A 14,756-nucleotide genomic window follows, 5' to 3' on the forward strand; every position below is an offset into this window, starting at 1 on the left:
GCGAAGCTTCTGGGCACGCCAGACGTCGACGCACCGAGAGACAAGCCTACTCACTCGGGCTGTGCGCCCGCCGCGCCCAGAACCGCGAGCAACGCACGCGCCTTGACGCGGGTCTCCTCGATCTCCTCGTCGGCGACCGAGAGCGCCGTGATGCCGCCTCCTGTGCCGATCGAGGCGCCGTCCGGTCCGAGCACGATCGAGCGGATCACCATCGCGAGGTCGACGCCGCCGTCGACGGCGAGGTATCCGAACGCACCCGAGTACACGCCCCGCGGCCCGCCTTCGAGCTCGTGCAGGATGCGCATGGCGCTGTGCTTGGGCGCACCCGTCATCGATCCGGCGGGGAACGACGCCTTCACGGCGTCGAGCGAGGTGAGCGGATGCCGCAGCCTGGCGCGCACCGTCGAGACGAGCTGGTGCACGTGGGGGTACTCCTCCACCGCGAGCAGGCTCGGCACCTCGACGGTGCCCAGCTCGGCGACGCGGCCGAGGTCGTTGCGCATGAGGTCGACGATCATGAGGTTCTCGGCGCGCTCCTTGTCGCTCTCGAGGAGTTCACGGCGCAGGCGTCGATCGTGCTCGACGTCGACGTGCCGCGGTCGCGTGCCCTTCATGGGCTTCGTCGAGACGACGCCCTCGGGCGTGACATGCAGGAACAGTTCGGGCGAGGCGCTGAGCAGTGCGTGCTCGCCGAAGCGCAGGTAGCCGCCGTGGTGGCTGGGGCTCGTTGCGCGCAGTGCGAGGTAGGTCGCCGCGGGATCGGGCGAGACGTCGACGTCGATGCGGTTCGTGAGGCACAGCTGGTATGCATCGCCGCGGTGGATCGCGCGCTGGCATTCGGCGATGAGGGCGGCGTACTGCTCTGGCGAGTGGCGCCAGCGCGGTGCGGGCGCTGCCGTCGCTGCGGGCTCCTGCGCCGGAGCGGCCACCGGCTGCGGCACGGGCCCGTGCTCCGCGCCGGGGTCCGCCTCCGAACGCAGTCGGGTCCAGGCCGCGAGCACCTCGCGTGACCACGCCTCGACCGACGCGCCGCCGTCGCCCTCGCCCTCGCCGCCGCCGCCGCCGCCGTCGAGCCACACCAGTTCGGCCGAGCGCTCGGCATGGTCGAACACGACCGCACGATCGACCCAGAGGAATGCGGCATCCGGCGCGTCGGTCGCAGCGGCGGGGACCCCGACGACGCGCGCGCCGAGCTCGTAGCCGAACCAGCCGAACCAGCCCAGGAGCGCGCCGGCCGCATCCTCGTCGGAGGCGTCGGCGTCGCGGAGGCCTGAGTCGCGAAGGTCGGAGTCGCGCAGGATCCCGCCGTCGAGCCGATCGCCGAGCGCGGCGAACACGTCGTCGACCGTGGCGGGCCCGGTCAGGGTCGGGCGATCGGATGCCGCGGGCCGGCCTCGCGAGATCGTGCCCGCCGCGACATCCGCCGTGATGAACTCGCTGCCGGCGTGCGCGGCGGCCAGGATGCTGAGCCCGGCGACGGCGTCGCGCCCCCCGTCGAGCCAGACCGCGAAGGCGGCTTCGGAGTACAGCGCACGGAAGAGCAGGTGCGGAGCGATCCACCCGTCGAGCCGGCGGCGTCGGATTCGGCGCGGCATCCCTTCAGACTACGACGTCATCGAACCCGCGAGGCGCCCGTCGACCATGGTGAGCTCCCGGTCGACGAGTCGGTCGTCGACGGGTGCGTGCGAGATGACCAGCACCGTACGGCCGTCGCGGCGTGCGGCGGCCATGAGGTCGCGCATGAGGGCCTCGGCCTGCACCGCGTCGACGTTCGCCGTGGGCTCGTCGAGCACGAGTACCGGGAACCCGGCGAGGGTCGCCCGTGCGAGGGCGATGCGCTGCGCCTGCCCGCCCGACACGAGCGAGCCGCGCTCGCCGACGGCGGCATCGAGCCCGCCGCGTTCGAGCACCCAGTCGCGAAGGCCCACGCGATCGAGGGCCTCGAACAGGTCGACGTCGCTCGCGCCCTCGCGCGCGAAGAGCAGGTTCTGCCGAACGGACTCGTCGAAGAGCCACGGGCGCTGCTCGACGATGCCGACGACGGTGCGGAGCGCGTCGGGCTCGAGGGCTGAGGCCTCGACCTCGCCGAGGCGATAGGAGCCCTCGTAGTCGAGGAACCGCACGAGCACATGCGCGAGCGTGGTCTTGCCTGCGCCCGAAGGCCCACGGAGCAGCACGCACTCCCCCGGTGCGAGGTCGAGGTCGACGTTCGAGAGCGCCGCGGATGCCTCGTGCGCGGCGTCCGTCGGTCCGTCGACGGCGGTCTCGGGCCAGGCCGCCCGAACGCCGCGCAGCCGCACCGGCGGAGGCCCGTCACCGCCGGGCAGCGAGGCCGGAACCGCGGGAGCGACGGGGATGCCCGCCGGCACCTCGGCCGGCACGGCCCGTTCGACCCGCTCGGCACTCGCCCGGGCGATGCGCCACGACGTCGCGGCGAGCGGGATCGCGCCCGCGACCTCGGCGATGGCGAGCGGCACGAGGCAGAGCACGGCGAACGTCGGTCCGTCGATGCGCCCGTCGACGAGCAGCGGCGCGGCCGCGGCGAGGCTCGCCGCCACGGCGATGCCGCCGATCGCGGTCATCGACGCGGATGCCGCACCGGCGACGGCCACCCGTGCGCGGGTCGCCCTGGCCAGCCTGGCGCCGATGCCGTCGATGCGGGCGCGGCTCGCGTCAGCGGCGTCGAAGGCGACGAGCACGTCGACGGCCTGCACGTGCTCGAGCACCGCGGCCTGCATCTCGCCACGCAGCGGAGCCAACTCACGGTCGGCGCGCTTCGCGGCGGCGCGCTGGGCGAGCAGCGTCAAGCCGATGCCGGCGACGAGGATCGAGAGGATCGCGAGCGCCGAACCCGGAGCGAGCACCGCCACGCCGACGACCGCGGCGAGCAGCACGACGACGGCGCTCACGAGCGGCTGCACGACGCGCAGCGCCACATTCTGCAGATCGTCGACGTCGTCGACGAAACGGGCGAGCAGGTCGCCGCGGCGAACGCCCGCGAGCCCGTCGGGAGCCACCGGCAGCATCCGCTCGAAGACCCCGGTGCGGATGCTCGCGAGCTGGCGGAACGACGCGTCGTGCCCCGTGAGCCGTTCGAGGTAGCGGAAGACGGCACGTCCGAGGGCGAAGGCGCGCACGCCGACGACCGCGACCGAGAGGTAGAGCACCGGCGGCTGCTCGGCCGCGCGCGCGATGAGCCAGGCCGAGCAGACGAGCAGCGCGATCGCCGAGGCGGCGGACCCGATGCCCGAGAGGATCGACGGCAGGAGCCGCCCGGCCGACGGCAGCGCGGCCCGCAGCACGCTCGCGGATCGCTCAGACACGGGCGGCCTCCAGGTCGAGCACCCGATCGGATGCCGCCGCGAGCGCGGCGCGGTGGGTGGCGACGAGCACGACGGCGCCTTCGTCTGCGAGCTCGCGCAGTCCGTCGGCCAGCGCGGCCTCGCGGTCGGGATCCTGCGCCGAGGTCGGCTCGTCGAGCAGGAGCAGGCTCGCACGGCCGGCGAGCACGCGATGGATGGCGCGAGCCGTGGCCACGCGCTGCGCCTGTCCGCCCGAGAGCCCGACGCCGCCCTGCCCGATGGGCGTCGAGGCGTCGAGGCCGACCGCGGCCAGGCGCATCGCCCGTCGCCCGAACTCGGGGTCGGCGGTCTCGAGGCCGAGCCGCACATTGGAGGCGACCGTGCCGGGGAAGAGCGTGGGCGTCTGCGGCGACCATGCGACGGCCGACCGCGATGCGGGTCCTGGACGCGCACCGGCGACGCGGATGTGCCCCTCGAACGGCACGAAGCCGAGGATCGCGCCGAACAGGCTCGACTTGCCGACGCCGCTGGGCCCGATGATCGCGACGAGTTCGCCCGGTCGCGCGTCGAGGTCGAGGCGTTCGACGACCGCGCGATCGCCGCGCCGCACACCGACGCCCGTCATGACGAGGCCGTGCGCGACATCCGTCGTCTGCTCGGCGCCCGCAGCGCCGGAGTCCGAGCCCTCGCCGCCCGGCCCGGCCGACCCGCTCGGGGCCCGCTCGGCCGCCTCGAACAGGTCGAACGCGTCGCCCGACGCCGTGACCCCCGCCGAGGACGCGTGGAACGCGGCGCCGACGTTGCGCACCGGGAGGAACACCTCGGGTGCGAGCAGTAGCACGAAGAGCCCGGGAAGCAGCCCCATCTCGCCCCAGACGAGCCGGAATCCGATCGAGACGGCCACGATCGCGACCGACAGGCTCGCGGCGAATTCGAGCGTGAACCCGGAGAGGAACGTGACCCGCAGCACGCTCATCGTGCGCTTGCGGAAGCCTTCCGTGACATCGCGGATGCGCCCGACCTGACGTTGCGCGCGCCCGAACGCCATGAGCGTGGAGAGCCCGCCGACGACCTCGAGGAACCCGCGCGACAGGGTCGTGAGGCTCTCGTACTGCCGGCGTTGCACGCTCGCGGTCGCCATGCCGATGAGCGCCATGAAGAGCGGGATCAGCGGCAGCACGATGACCAGCACGAGCCCCGACAGCGGGTCCGCGATCCAGGCCGTCGCCACGAGGAGCGGCGTGGCCACGACCGTGAGCACGAGTTGCGGCAGGTAGGAGCCGAAGTACGCGTCGAGGGCGTCGAGCCCCGGCCCGAGCAGGGTCGCGGTGCGCGCGCTCGGGAAGCCGGGCACGCCGCCCGGAGCCGACTCGAGCGCATGCAGCACGTCGCCCCGCAGTTCCTGCTTCACGCGCATCGCGCCGGCCGACCCGACGACGTCCCAGAGCCACGCGGCGAGGGCACGAACGGATGCCGCGACGACGACCCCGACGAGCCACGGCCAGCTCTGCGACATCCGCCCGCCGTCGATGAGCGCGACCACCAGTGTCGAGAGCGCGTACGCGAAGCCGATGATCGCGGCGGCCTGCACGAGGGCGAGCAGCCCGCCGAGCATCAGGAAGCGGCGAGCCGCTCGCGAACGACGGATGAGTCTCGGGTCGAGTGGTTTCACGTCAGTGCGCGGCGGCCTCGATCGAGGATCGGGTGATGCGCTTGCGGAAGACCCAGTACGTCCAGCCCTGGTAGAGCAGCACGATCGGCAGCGTGAACACCGCGACCCAGGTCATGACCGTGAGCGTGTACTCGGTGCTCGAGGCGTTCTCGATCGTGAGGCTGTTCGCCGGATCGTTCGAGGCCGGCATGACGTCGGGGAACAGCGCCGAGAACAGCGCCAGCACGGCCGTGGCGACGGTCACCGCGAGCAGCGTGAACGCGATGCCCTCCGACCCGCGCAGGTTCATGAGCCACCCGCCGATGAGTGCGAAGGCCGCGATGGCGGCGAAGATCCAGAACCAGAGCGTGCCGAACGCGAGCCCGGTCCAGAGCAGGAACGACGCCGCGACGACGATCGTGACCAGGCCCGACTTCGTCGCGAGGCGCCGAGCGCGTTCGCGCAGTTCGCCGTCGGTCTTGAGTGACGCGAAGACCACGCCGTGCGTGAAGAAGAGCAGCAGGGTCGTGAGTCCGCCGAGCAGGGCGTACGGGTTCAGCAGCGTGAACAGGTTGCCCGTGAAGTTGTGGTCGGCATCGAGCGGCACGCCCGCCACGATGTTCGCGAACGCGACGCCCCAGAGCAGCGCAGGCACGGCCGAGCCGACGATGATCATGCCGTCGAACCACGCCTTCCACTTCGAGTCGGGCCGCTTGTGCCGGTACTCGAACGAGACGCCGCGCGCGATGAGCGCGAGCAGGATGAGCAGCAGCGCCAGGTAGAACCCGGAGAAGAGCGTCGCGTACCACTCGGGGAACGACGCGAACAGCGCCGCACCCGCGACGATCACCCAGGTCTCGTTGAGGTCCCACACGGGGCCGATCGTGTTGATGAGCACGCGTCGGTCGGTGTCGTCCCTGCCGAGGAAGGGCAGGGACATGCCGACGCCGAAGTCGAATCCGTCGAGCACGAAGTACCCCACGAAGAGGAACGCGACGATCCAGAACCAGAGTGTTGCGAGATCCATCTCCATCGCCTCCTAGTACACCGTCGTCGCGGGTTCGATCTTGCCGGTCTCGGGGTCCGGGTCGCCGACCTCGGGTGGGCCCTTGCGGATGGCCTGGATGATCAGGCGCACCTCGACCACGGCGAGGATGCCGTAGATGAGCGTGAACGCGACGAGCGAGATGAGCACGTCGAGTCCGGTCACATAGGGCGAGACGCCCGACTCCGTCTTCATGAGGCTGAAGACGATCCAGGGTTGGCGCCCCATCTCGGTGAAGACCCAGCCGACGCTCATCGCGAGCAGCGACAGCGGGAAGCTCCAGATCGCGACCTTCCAGATCCACTTCTGCTTCGGCAGCCGGCCCTTGCGGGTGACCCAGAGGCCGACGACCGCGATGACCACGTGCAGCAGGCCGAGGCCGATCATCCAGCGGAACGCCCAGTAGGTGACCCACAGGATCGGCGCATAGTCGCCGGGGCCGAACTGCTCGGTGTACTGGGCCTGCAGGTCGTTGATGCCCTCGACGCATCCGTCGAACGTGTGCGTCGACAGAAACGAGAGCAGGTACGGGATGCGGATCGAGAACAGCTCGCTCGAGCCGTCCGGCGTGCCGAGGGTGAAGATCGAGAACGAGGCATCCGCCCCGCAGACGGTGTCGAACGTCGCCTCGGCCGCGGCCATCTTCATGGGCTGCGTCGCGACCATCGCGAGGCTCAGCTGGTCGCCGAAGAGCGTCGTGAGGATCCCGGAGCCGATCATGAGCCAGAGGCCGTACTTGAGCGCGGGGCGCATCGTCTCGAGGTTGCGATTGCGTGCGAGGTGCCAGGCGGCGGCGCTGATGATGAGCCCGGCCGCGACCATGAAGCTCGCGGCGATCGTGTGCGGGAAGGCCGCGAGCACGACCCTGTTCGTGAGCAGCGCGCCGATGTCGACGAGCTCGGCACGGCCCCCCTCGCCGCTCATCTCGTAGCCCACGGGGTTCTGCATGAACGCGTTCGCCGCGAGGATGAAGTACGCCGACAGGATGGTGCCGACCGCCGTCGCCCAGATCGTGGCGAGGTGGATGCCGCGTGGCAGCTTGTCCCAGCCGAAGATCCAGAGGCCGATCATCGTCGCCTCGAAGAAGAAGGCGAGCAGGCCCTCCATCGCGAGCGGGGCACCGAAGACGTCGCCGACGAAGCGGGAGTACTCCGACCAGTTCATGCCGAACTGGAACTCCTGCACGATGCCGGTGACGACGCCCATGGCGAAGTTGATCAGGAAGATGTTGCCGAAGAACCGCGTGATGCGCAGGTACTCGGTCTTGCCCGTGCGGAACCACGCCGTCTGGAAGACCGCGGTGCTCGTGGCCAGGCCGATCGTGATCGGCACGAACAGGAAGTGGTAGACGGTCGTCAGACCGAACTGCCATCTGCCCAGCAGCAGCGGGTCGAGCAGGTCGTTCACGGTTGCCCCTTTCGCACGCGTGGTGTCGCATACCGGACGTTCTTCTACAGAGCGTAGAACATTCAGGCTGCCAGCGGTACTCTTAGGGCATGGCGAGTCTCGGAGAACTCGAGCGCTCCGTGATGGAGGTGCTCTGGCGCAACGACGCCGCCCTCTCGGCGAACGAACTGCGCGATGCCCTCGCGCTGCGCGACGAGTCGGGCGGCCGCGCGGTGGCGACCACCACCGTGCTCACGGTGCTCTCGCGCCTCGAGCGCAAGGGATTCGTCTCCCGCACGCGCGAGCAGCGCCCGCACCGCTACCGCGCACTGCTCTCCCGCGAGGAGCACACGGCCGAGCTCATGCACGAGGTGCTCGACCGTTCGAGCGACCGCGACGCCGCCCTCGCCCGCTTCGTGGGCACCGTGAGCGCCGGCGAGGCCGCCACGCTCCGCAGGCTCCTCGACGAGCTCGCGCACCGCTGACCATGCTCGCCACCGCCGTCATGCTCGGCGTCATCGCCGGAGCCCTCGCCTGGCCCGTGCCCATGGCACTCTCCACGGCCGAATGGCCGGCGCGCGCCCCCGGTCGAGCGCTCGTGCTCTGGCAGGGCATCGCCCTCGGCGGCGCGTTCTCGATGATCGGCGCGCTGCTCGCCTTCGCCGCGATCCCCGCCGGGTCGCTTCCCGCGCTCGCCGAGCACCTGCTGCCGGCCCTGCTGCACGGGGCGATCCCGCCCGAGTATGCGGTCATCCACCTCGCCGCGCTCACGCTCGCCATCGGGCTCGCGGTCCACCTCGCCCTGAACCTCGGCCAGACCGCGGTGCGTGCCGAGCGAGAACGACGTCGACAGCACGAGCTCATCGCCATCCTGGGCGATCCGATGCCCGGCAGTCCTCGCACGCTCGTGCTCGCGCACCCCGAACCGCTCGCGTACTGCGTGCCCGGCCTCCGCACGGCCACGGTGCTCACCGACGGCCTGGTCGATGCGCTCAGGCCCGACGAGCTCGCGGCGGTCATCGCGCACGAGCGCGCGCACCTCGACCAGTTCCACCATCTCGTGCTGCTCTCGTTCCGCGCCTGGCACAGCGCGCTCCCCTGGTTCCCCATCGCGAACCGGGCCGAGCGGGCAGTCGCGCTGCTGACCGAGATGCTGGCCGACGACACGGCGAGGCGCGAGGTCGGCGACGCCCCGCTCGGCACCGCGATGGTGCTCGTGGGCAGCTCGGGCGAACCGGGTGCGTACGCGGAATCGGGCGGCGTCTCCCCCGATCGGGCGATGCTCGACGCGCGCCTCGCCCGCCTTGGAATCAGCCTCTAGTGTGACGCGCGGCCCAGACGCCGCGGTTACGCTCGAACGATGAACGAGATCCTCGACTGGATCCTGAACACCGTTCAGAACGTCGACCCCGTGGCGCGCACCCTGCTCGCCGGGCTCGGCATCCTGCTCGAGACGTCGGTGCTCATCGGACTCATCGTGCCGGGCGACACCATCGTTCTGGTCGCCTCGACCGCCGTCGACGGCCCGCTCGAGTACTTCTCGCTCGTCGCGGCCGTCATCACCGGCGCGCTCATCGGCGAGAGCATCGGCTTCGCGCTCGGCCGCTGGTTCGGCCCGCACATCCAGCACTCCCGGCTCGGGCGCCGCATGGGCGAGCAGAACTGGCACCGGGCGCAACGCTACCTCGATCGCCGCGGCGGACCGGCCGTGTTCATCTCGCGGTTCCTGCCGGTGCTGCACTCGCTGATCCCGCTCACGGTCGGCATGAGCACGATGAGCTACCGCCGGTTCATCGCCTGGACCCTGCCCGCATGCGTGATCTGGACCTTCGCCTACGTCTCGGTCGGGTCGGCGGCCGCCGGCGGCTACCGCGAGCTCAGCCGCGACCTGCACTGGGCCGGCTACCTCTTCGTCGCCGTGATCGTGGTGTTCCTCGTCATCGTGTGGCTCGCCAAGCGCTGGATCTTCCGCTCCGAGGCCGCCCACATGACGGATGCCACCGCCGCGGCCCCGACGCATGACACGACGGATGCCGCGACCGACGAGTTGCGGGCGGATGCCGCGACCGAAGACGAAGGGCCGGACGCCGAGGCATCCGACCCTTCGAACCCCACGCTCAGCGCGTAGGCGCCGCCGCTAGAACAGCGCCTTCTCGGCGAGCCAGTCGGTGGCGATCTGGTCCTCGGACTGCTGCTCGTTGACGCTCAGCCCGTTGAGCCGCACGAGCTCGTCGGCCGTGAGCGCGGCGCTGACGGTGTTGATGACGTCGGCGATCTCGTCGGTCACCTTGTCGCTGACCACGGGCACCACGTTCGACGCGAGGAACAGGCCCTCGGGGTCGTCGAGGGTGACCAGGTCGTTCGCCCCGATGTTCGGGTCGGCGCTGTAGATGTTCACGAGCTGCACCTGGTCGTCGAGGAGCGCCTTCAACGTCAGGGGTCCGCCGCTGTCCTCGATGGGGGTGAACGCCACGTCGACGCCATACACCGACTTCAGCCCTTCGGGCCCGTAGGGACGGGTCGCGAGCTCGGAGTTGCCGCCGAGCGTGAGCGGCGTCGAGACGCCCGCGAGATCGGCGAGGCTCGTGACGCCGTTGGCCTCGGAGAACTCCTTGGTCACGTTGTACGAATCCTGGTCGGTCGCCGGAGACTGGTCGAGCACCCGAAGCCCCTCGGGCAGCGCGTCGGTCAGTTCGGCGTACACGTCGTCGCTCGTCGTGGCCGTCGTGTCGGGCACGTAGAACTGGAGGAGGTTTCCCGTGTACTCGGGGAACAGGTCGATCTCCCCGCTCTCGATCTCGGGGATGTAGACCTCGCGCTGGCCGATGCGGAACTGACGGTCGACCGTGATGTCGTTCGCCTCGAGCGCCTGGGCGTAGATCTCGGCGATGATGGCGTTCGAGTAGTAGTCCTGCGAGCCGACGACGATGGTGGGCGAATCCGTGTCGCCGCCACCCGATCCGCTGTCGAGCGGATCGCCTGACGAACACCCTGCCAGGGCCACTGTCGCCCCGACCGCGACCGCTGCGAGCGCAACGAGCCGGCCTCTTCCTGCTGTGATCATTCTCGATTCCCTTCGGTGATGGGTTGCCCCACGGCCGCCCGCGGCCGGGTCGGCCTCGAGCGGAGCTCTCTCGTTCGCGTCGCCCGCACGCCGGCGGGCACGACGAGTCGTTGCGTGATCGCGATGGCGCCGTCGACGACGAGGGCGAGCGCGATCACGAGGATGGAGCCGCCGAGCATCATCGGGTAGTCACGGGTCTTCAACCCCTCGAAGATGATGCGGCCGAGCCCGTCGTCGGCGATGTAGGCGGCCAGCGTCGCCGTCGCGATGATCTGCAGGGTCGCCGAGCGGATGCCGCCCACGATGATCGGGAGTCCGAGCGGCACCTCGACCTTGCCGACGATCTGCGCCTCGCGCATGCCCACCGCCCGCGCCGCGTCGACCGTGCGGCGGTCGACGGACTCGAAGCCCGCGTACGCGCCGGCGAGGAGCGGCGGGATGGCGAGGATCACGAGCGCGATGACGGGCGCGGCGAGGCCGATGCCCAGCCAGAGTCCGAAGAGAGTGAGCACGCCGAGGGTCGGCAGGGCTCGGAGCCCGCCCGAAACGCGCACCGCGAGCTCGCGCCCGCGCCCGGTGTGGCCGATGACGGCGCCGACCGGCAGCGCGATGGCCGAGGCGAGGAGCAGCACGACGGCCGAGACCCAGACGTGTTCCCAGATGCGCTGCGGGATGCTGCCCGCACCGCTCCAGTGCACGGGGTCGAGGATCCACGCGAAGGCGTCGGCGAAGAGGTTCATGCGGAATCCGCCTGCTTCACGAGCGTGGTCGACTGGGCGCGCGCCCTCGCCGCCTTCGGCCGGGACCACGGCATGAGCAGGCGGCCGACCACGACGCAGAGCCAGTCGAGCACGAGGGCGAGCACGATCGTCGCGACGATGCCCGTGATGATCTCGACCTGGATGCCGCGCTGGAAGCCGTCGGTGAACAGGCTGCCGAGGCTCGGCACGCCGATCACCGCGCCGACCGTCGCGAGGCTGACCGTGCTCACGATGACGACGCGCAGCCCCGAGAGCAGCACGGGGCCGGCGAGCGGGAACTCGACCGCCCAGAAGCGACCGGCCGCGGAGTAGCCGATCGCGGTGGCGGACTGCCGGACGTCGCGGTCGACCGAGTCGAACGCGTCGGTCGCGGTGCGCACGATGACCGCGATGCCGTAGAGCGTGAGCGCGATCACGAGGTTCAGCGGCGAACGGAGCCCGAGGCCGGTGATCACCGGAAGCGCGATGAACAGCGCGAGCGACGGGATCGCGTAGAGCAGTGCGCACAGCGAGAGCAGCACACCGCGGCTCCACCGGTAGCGATGCGCGATCCAGCCGATCGGTACGGAGATCACGAAACTCAGTATGATCGCGGGCACCGACAACGCCAGGTGGACGAGCATGAGCTCGCCGACCCGGTCGAGATTCGACCAGAGCCAGTTCACGACGCGAGGACCCCCGCGGGCCGCCCGTCGGCGTCGATGACGAGTCGTCGACCGTCGACTTCGGCGATGTGGAGCGCACGCTTGCCGCGGTCGGCTCCCACGAAGTCCGCGACGAACTCGTCGGCCGGGTTCGCGAGGATCTCGGCCGGCGAGGCGGCCTGGGAGATCTTGCCGCCCTGCTGCATGATGACGACCTGGTCGCCGAGCAGGAACGCCTCATCGATGTCGTGGGTCACGAACACGACGGTCTTGCCGAGCTCGCCCTGCAGGCGCAGCAGCTCCTGTTGGAGTTCCGCTCGCACGATCGGATCGACGGCGCCGAACGGTTCGTCCATGAGCAGGATGTTGGGGTCGACCGCGAGCCCGCGCGCCACGCCGACGCGCTGCTGCTGGCCGCCGGAGAGTTGGCTCGGGTACTTGTCGGCGAGGGAACGGTCGAGGCCGACCGTGTCGAGCAGTTCCTTCGCCCGGTCGTATGCCGCCCGCCGCTTCTCGCCGCGGAGCAGCGGCACCGTCGCCACGTTGTCGATGACCTTGCGGTGCGGCAGCAGACCGGAGTTCTGCATCACGTACCCGATGCCGCGTCGCAGTTGGACCGGATCGACGGCCGCGACGTCGGTGCCGTCGATGAGCACCTGTCCGCCGGTCGGATCGACCATGCGGTTGATCATGCGGAGCAGCGTCGTCTTACCGGAGCCCGACGAACCGACGAGCACGGTCGTGGTGTGCGGTTCGATGACGATGTCGACGCCGGCCACGGCGACCGTGCCATCGGGGTATCGCTTCGTGACGTCGCGGAACTCGATCATCGGTGCCCCTCACCCTGGAACGGACGGACGTCCGGTCGCAGTTCTCCAGCCAAACACCAATTGCACGACGAGGCAATCCGGTTGGCACGGGGCGTCATTTCCGGTAGCGCGAAGGGCGCGGCCGAGCGACGGCGACGAGGCATCCGTCGCGAAACGCTGGAGGAGGCGGGTCAGGCCGCGTTGCTCGCGGCGACGGGTGCGCCCACGTGCTCGAAGAGGTAGCTGCGCACGAGGCTCCTCGCCTCGGCGAGGTAGACCTCCTCGCCGTCGATCGAGCGTTCGAATGCGCGGTTGATCAATGCGTGACCGACCTCGAGTGCGATGCCCAGGCGGAACCTGAGCTCCTCGGCCTCGACCTCGACCTCGAATTCGGCCGCGATCAGCTGCGCCATGCGCGCGGCGAACTCGGGCTCGTCGTCTTCGGCGCGATCGCGACGACCGGCGTGCACGACCGCGAAACCGGGCTCATCGCGGTACAACGCGATGCAGGCGTCGAGCGCGAGGTCGACCAGGTTCCACCAGGTGGCGGGCGCCGTGCGCTCGACCTCGTCGACCACGCGTTCGCGATACCGGCGGATGGCGCGCTCGCGAAGCGCGTTCACGACCGCCACGCGATCGGGGAAGTACCGGTAGACGGTGCCGATCGAGGCGCCGGCACGCTCGGCGACCATCTGCGTGGTGAGACGCTCGAAACCGGACTCGTCGACGATGTCGGCGGCGGCGTCGAGCAGCGCGTCGAGTCGCTGCGAACTGCGTCGCTGCGTGGGCTCGGTGCGGACGGAGCGTCTCCTGCTCGAATCGGCCCCGAGGATCAGGTCGACATTCGGCACGGAACCTCCTCAGATTGCGGGCTCTACTCTACCCGGCGTCGAACGTGCTCCCGACCACGCACGCCGGCCCGTTTCGTTTCGGGGCATCCCGGCATGACAGACTGAGTGGATGCCGGCGAGCCCCCCTGATCCGGCCGGATCCCGAGAGCGCGAGGTCCGGCATCGTGCCGCGCGCATCGAGGACTGGGTGCACGACCTCCACGTGCGGTGGGCCACCTGGCGCGGGCAGGTCCCCACCGTCGTGCCCTACACCGGCTACGGCTCCACCGAGTGGGTCCGGGTCTTCTGCCGAGTGCTGCTCAGCCGTCCCATCGCCGAAGACGAGCCCTCCCCCCGGCGTCGACGACGGCGCGAGCAGGGCATCCGCGGATGGCGCAGTTTCACCAGTGCTCCGGTCGGCGACGTGCCCGTCGTCATCGACATCGCGGGGCAGCGCATCGAGGTGCTCGCCGACCGCGGCGGCGTGGTCGACACGCGCGTGCCCGTCGCATTGCCACCCGGTTGGCACCAGGCCACGCTCAGCACGGCCGGCGCGGAGCCCGTCGAGGCGCCCATCCAGGTGCTGTCGCCCGAGGTCTCGTTCGGCATCGTCTCCGACGTCGACGACACCGTCATGGTGACCGCGCTGCCACGTCCCTTCGTCGCGTTCTGGAACACGTTCGTGCTCGACGAGCACGCCCGCATGCCGACGCAGGGCATGGCCGTGCTCTACGAGCGGCTCGTGCGCGCGCACCCCGGCGTGCCGGTCATCTACCTCTCCACGGGCGCCTGGAACGTCGCCCCCACGCTCACGCGCTTCCTCTCGCGCAACCTCTATCCGTCGGGGCCGCTGCTCCTGACCGACTGGGGGCCGACGCACGATCGTTGGTTCCGCAGCGGACGTGCCCACAAGGAAGAGAACCTGCGCCGCCTCGCGAGCGAGTTCCCCGGCATCCGGTGGCTGCTCGTCGGCGACGACGGACAGCACGACGAGGAGATCTACGCGGACTTCGCGGCCGAGCATCCCGACTCGGTCGCGGCGATCGCGATCCGCACGCTCTCCAAGGGCGAGGCGGTGCTCGCCGGAGGTCGCGGCAAGGCCGATCAGCACGCCGTGCGCGCGCCGTGGGTCTCGGCCAGCGACGGGTCGATGCTCGCCGACCTCCTGGCCGACGCCGGCGTGCTCTGAGCCGACTCCCCGTCGGTCGGTCGGTCGACGGCGGATGCCTCGCGGCCGACATTCGGGCAACGGCGGATGCCTCGC

14 protein-coding genes are annotated in these 14,756 nt (G+C 70.7%); 4 read left to right on the top strand and 10 right to left on the bottom strand.

Going from position 1 to position 14,756, the window contains the following annotated elements; genetic code table 11:
- Positions 1–50: 50 nt before the first annotated feature.
- From AC3IPY_RS10810 to AC3IPY_RS10830, 5 genes are read right to left on the bottom strand one after another with little or no spacing between them, the layout of a single operon-like run.
- Complete coding sequence (locus tag AC3IPY_RS10810) at positions 51–1,595, bottom strand: anthranilate synthase component I family protein (RefSeq protein WP_489184299.1); 1,545 nt, start codon at positions 1,593–1,595, stop codon at positions 51–53.
- A gap of 9 nt (positions 1,596–1,604) precedes the next feature.
- On the bottom strand, positions 1,605–3,323 hold the full coding sequence (cydC, locus tag AC3IPY_RS10815; protein WP_489184300.1) for a thiol reductant ABC exporter subunit CydC: 1,719 nt from the start codon (positions 3,321–3,323) through the stop codon (positions 1,605–1,607).
- Positions 3,316–4,974, bottom strand: coding sequence for a thiol reductant ABC exporter subunit CydD (cydD, locus tag AC3IPY_RS10820; protein ID WP_489184301.1), 1,659 nt, complete (start codon positions 4,972–4,974; stop codon positions 3,316–3,318). Before cydD ends, cydC begins: the two co-directional genes overlap by 8 nt.
- 1 nt (position 4,975) lies before the next feature.
- Positions 4,976–5,980 carry a cytochrome d ubiquinol oxidase subunit II gene (cydB, locus tag AC3IPY_RS10825; protein ID WP_489184302.1) on the bottom strand — a complete coding sequence of 335 codons (1,005 nt, stop codon included), beginning with the start codon at positions 5,978–5,980 and terminating at the stop codon, positions 4,976–4,978.
- 12 nt (positions 5,981–5,992) lie between these two features.
- Positions 5,993–7,405 (bottom strand): cytochrome ubiquinol oxidase subunit I, encoded by a 1,413-nt coding sequence (locus tag AC3IPY_RS10830; RefSeq protein WP_489184303.1) that lies wholly within the window; start codon positions 7,403–7,405, stop codon positions 5,993–5,995.
- Between the two features lie 89 nt (positions 7,406–7,494).
- On the opposite strand from AC3IPY_RS10830, the gene AC3IPY_RS10835 reads away from it, so the two are divergent.
- From AC3IPY_RS10835 to AC3IPY_RS10845, 3 genes are read left to right on the top strand one after another with little or no spacing between them, the layout of a single operon-like run.
- Positions 7,495–7,869, top strand: a complete 375-nt coding sequence (locus AC3IPY_RS10835; protein ID WP_489184304.1) for a BlaI/MecI/CopY family transcriptional regulator — start codon at positions 7,495–7,497, stop codon at positions 7,867–7,869.
- A gap of 2 nt (positions 7,870–7,871) precedes the next feature.
- Positions 7,872–8,705, top strand: a complete 834-nt coding sequence (locus AC3IPY_RS10840) for a M56 family metallopeptidase (RefSeq protein WP_489184305.1) — start codon at positions 7,872–7,874, stop codon at positions 8,703–8,705.
- A 39-nt stretch (positions 8,706–8,744) separates the two neighbouring features.
- A complete protein-coding gene (locus AC3IPY_RS10845) occupies positions 8,745–9,512 on the top strand; it encodes a DedA family protein (RefSeq protein WP_489184306.1) in 768 nt (255 codons plus the stop codon).
- A 9-nt stretch (positions 9,513–9,521) separates the two neighbouring features.
- Here the strand turns inward: AC3IPY_RS10845 and AC3IPY_RS10850 are convergent, their stop codons facing one another.
- From AC3IPY_RS10850 to AC3IPY_RS10870, 5 genes are all read right to left on the bottom strand, one after another.
- Positions 9,522–10,448 carry an ABC transporter substrate-binding protein gene (locus tag AC3IPY_RS10850; protein ID WP_489184307.1) on the bottom strand — a complete coding sequence of 309 codons (927 nt, stop codon included), beginning with the start codon at positions 10,446–10,448 and terminating at the stop codon, positions 9,522–9,524.
- The gene (locus AC3IPY_RS10855) at positions 10,445–11,188 is read right to left on the bottom strand and encodes an ABC transporter permease (protein WP_489184308.1); all 744 of its coding nucleotides are present in this window, start codon (positions 11,186–11,188) and stop codon (positions 10,445–10,447) included. Before AC3IPY_RS10855 ends, AC3IPY_RS10850 begins: the two co-directional genes overlap by 4 nt.
- Complete coding sequence (locus AC3IPY_RS10860) at positions 11,185–11,784, bottom strand: ABC transporter permease (RefSeq protein ID WP_489184309.1); 600 nt, start codon at positions 11,782–11,784, stop codon at positions 11,185–11,187. Before AC3IPY_RS10860 ends, AC3IPY_RS10855 begins: the two co-directional genes overlap by 4 nt.
- An 86-nt stretch (positions 11,785–11,870) precedes the next feature.
- Complete coding sequence (locus AC3IPY_RS10865) at positions 11,871–12,683, bottom strand: ABC transporter ATP-binding protein (protein WP_489184310.1); 813 nt, start codon at positions 12,681–12,683, stop codon at positions 11,871–11,873.
- 170 nt (positions 12,684–12,853) lie between these two features.
- Complete coding sequence (locus AC3IPY_RS10870) at positions 12,854–13,513, bottom strand: TetR/AcrR family transcriptional regulator (RefSeq protein WP_489184311.1); 660 nt, start codon at positions 13,511–13,513, stop codon at positions 12,854–12,856.
- 109 nt (positions 13,514–13,622) lie between these two features.
- Between AC3IPY_RS10870 and AC3IPY_RS10875 the strand changes: the two genes are divergently transcribed.
- Entirely contained in the window at positions 13,623–14,681 is a 1,059-nt protein-coding gene (locus AC3IPY_RS10875) for an App1 family protein phosphatidate phosphatase (protein ID WP_489184312.1), read from the top strand.
- Positions 14,682–14,756 lie beyond the last annotated feature (75 nt).

Source organism: Agromyces sp. GL_144, from assembly GCF_057834305.1.

Excerpts from the sequence above, each read along its gene's own strand:
- AC3IPY_RS10835 (WP_489184304.1), top strand. The coding sequence starts at position 7,495 with ATGGCGAGTCTCGGAGAACTCGAGCGCTCCGTGATGGAGGTGCTCTGG.
- AC3IPY_RS10845 (WP_489184306.1), top strand. The coding sequence starts at position 8,745 with ATGAACGAGATCCTCGACTGGATCCTGAACACCGTTCAGAACGTCGAC.
- AC3IPY_RS10850 (WP_489184307.1), bottom strand. The coding sequence starts at position 10,448 with ATGATCACAGCAGGAAGAGGCCGGCTCGTTGCGCTCGCAGCGGTCGCG.
- AC3IPY_RS10865 (WP_489184310.1), bottom strand. The coding sequence starts at position 12,683 with ATGATCGAGTTCCGCGACGTCACGAAGCGATACCCCGATGGCACGGTC.
- AC3IPY_RS10840 (WP_489184305.1), top strand. The coding sequence starts at position 7,872 with ATGCTCGCCACCGCCGTCATGCTCGGCGTCATCGCCGGAGCCCTCGCC.
- cydB (WP_489184302.1), bottom strand. The coding sequence starts at position 5,980 with ATGGATCTCGCAACACTCTGGTTCTGGATCGTCGCGTTCCTCTTCGTG.
- AC3IPY_RS10810 (WP_489184299.1), bottom strand. The coding sequence starts at position 1,595 with ATGCCGCGCCGAATCCGACGCCGCCGGCTCGACGGGTGGATCGCTCCG.
- AC3IPY_RS10875 (WP_489184312.1), top strand. The coding sequence starts at position 13,623 with ATGCCGGCGAGCCCCCCTGATCCGGCCGGATCCCGAGAGCGCGAGGTC.
- AC3IPY_RS10855 (WP_489184308.1), bottom strand. The coding sequence starts at position 11,188 with ATGAACCTCTTCGCCGACGCCTTCGCGTGGATCCTCGACCCCGTGCAC.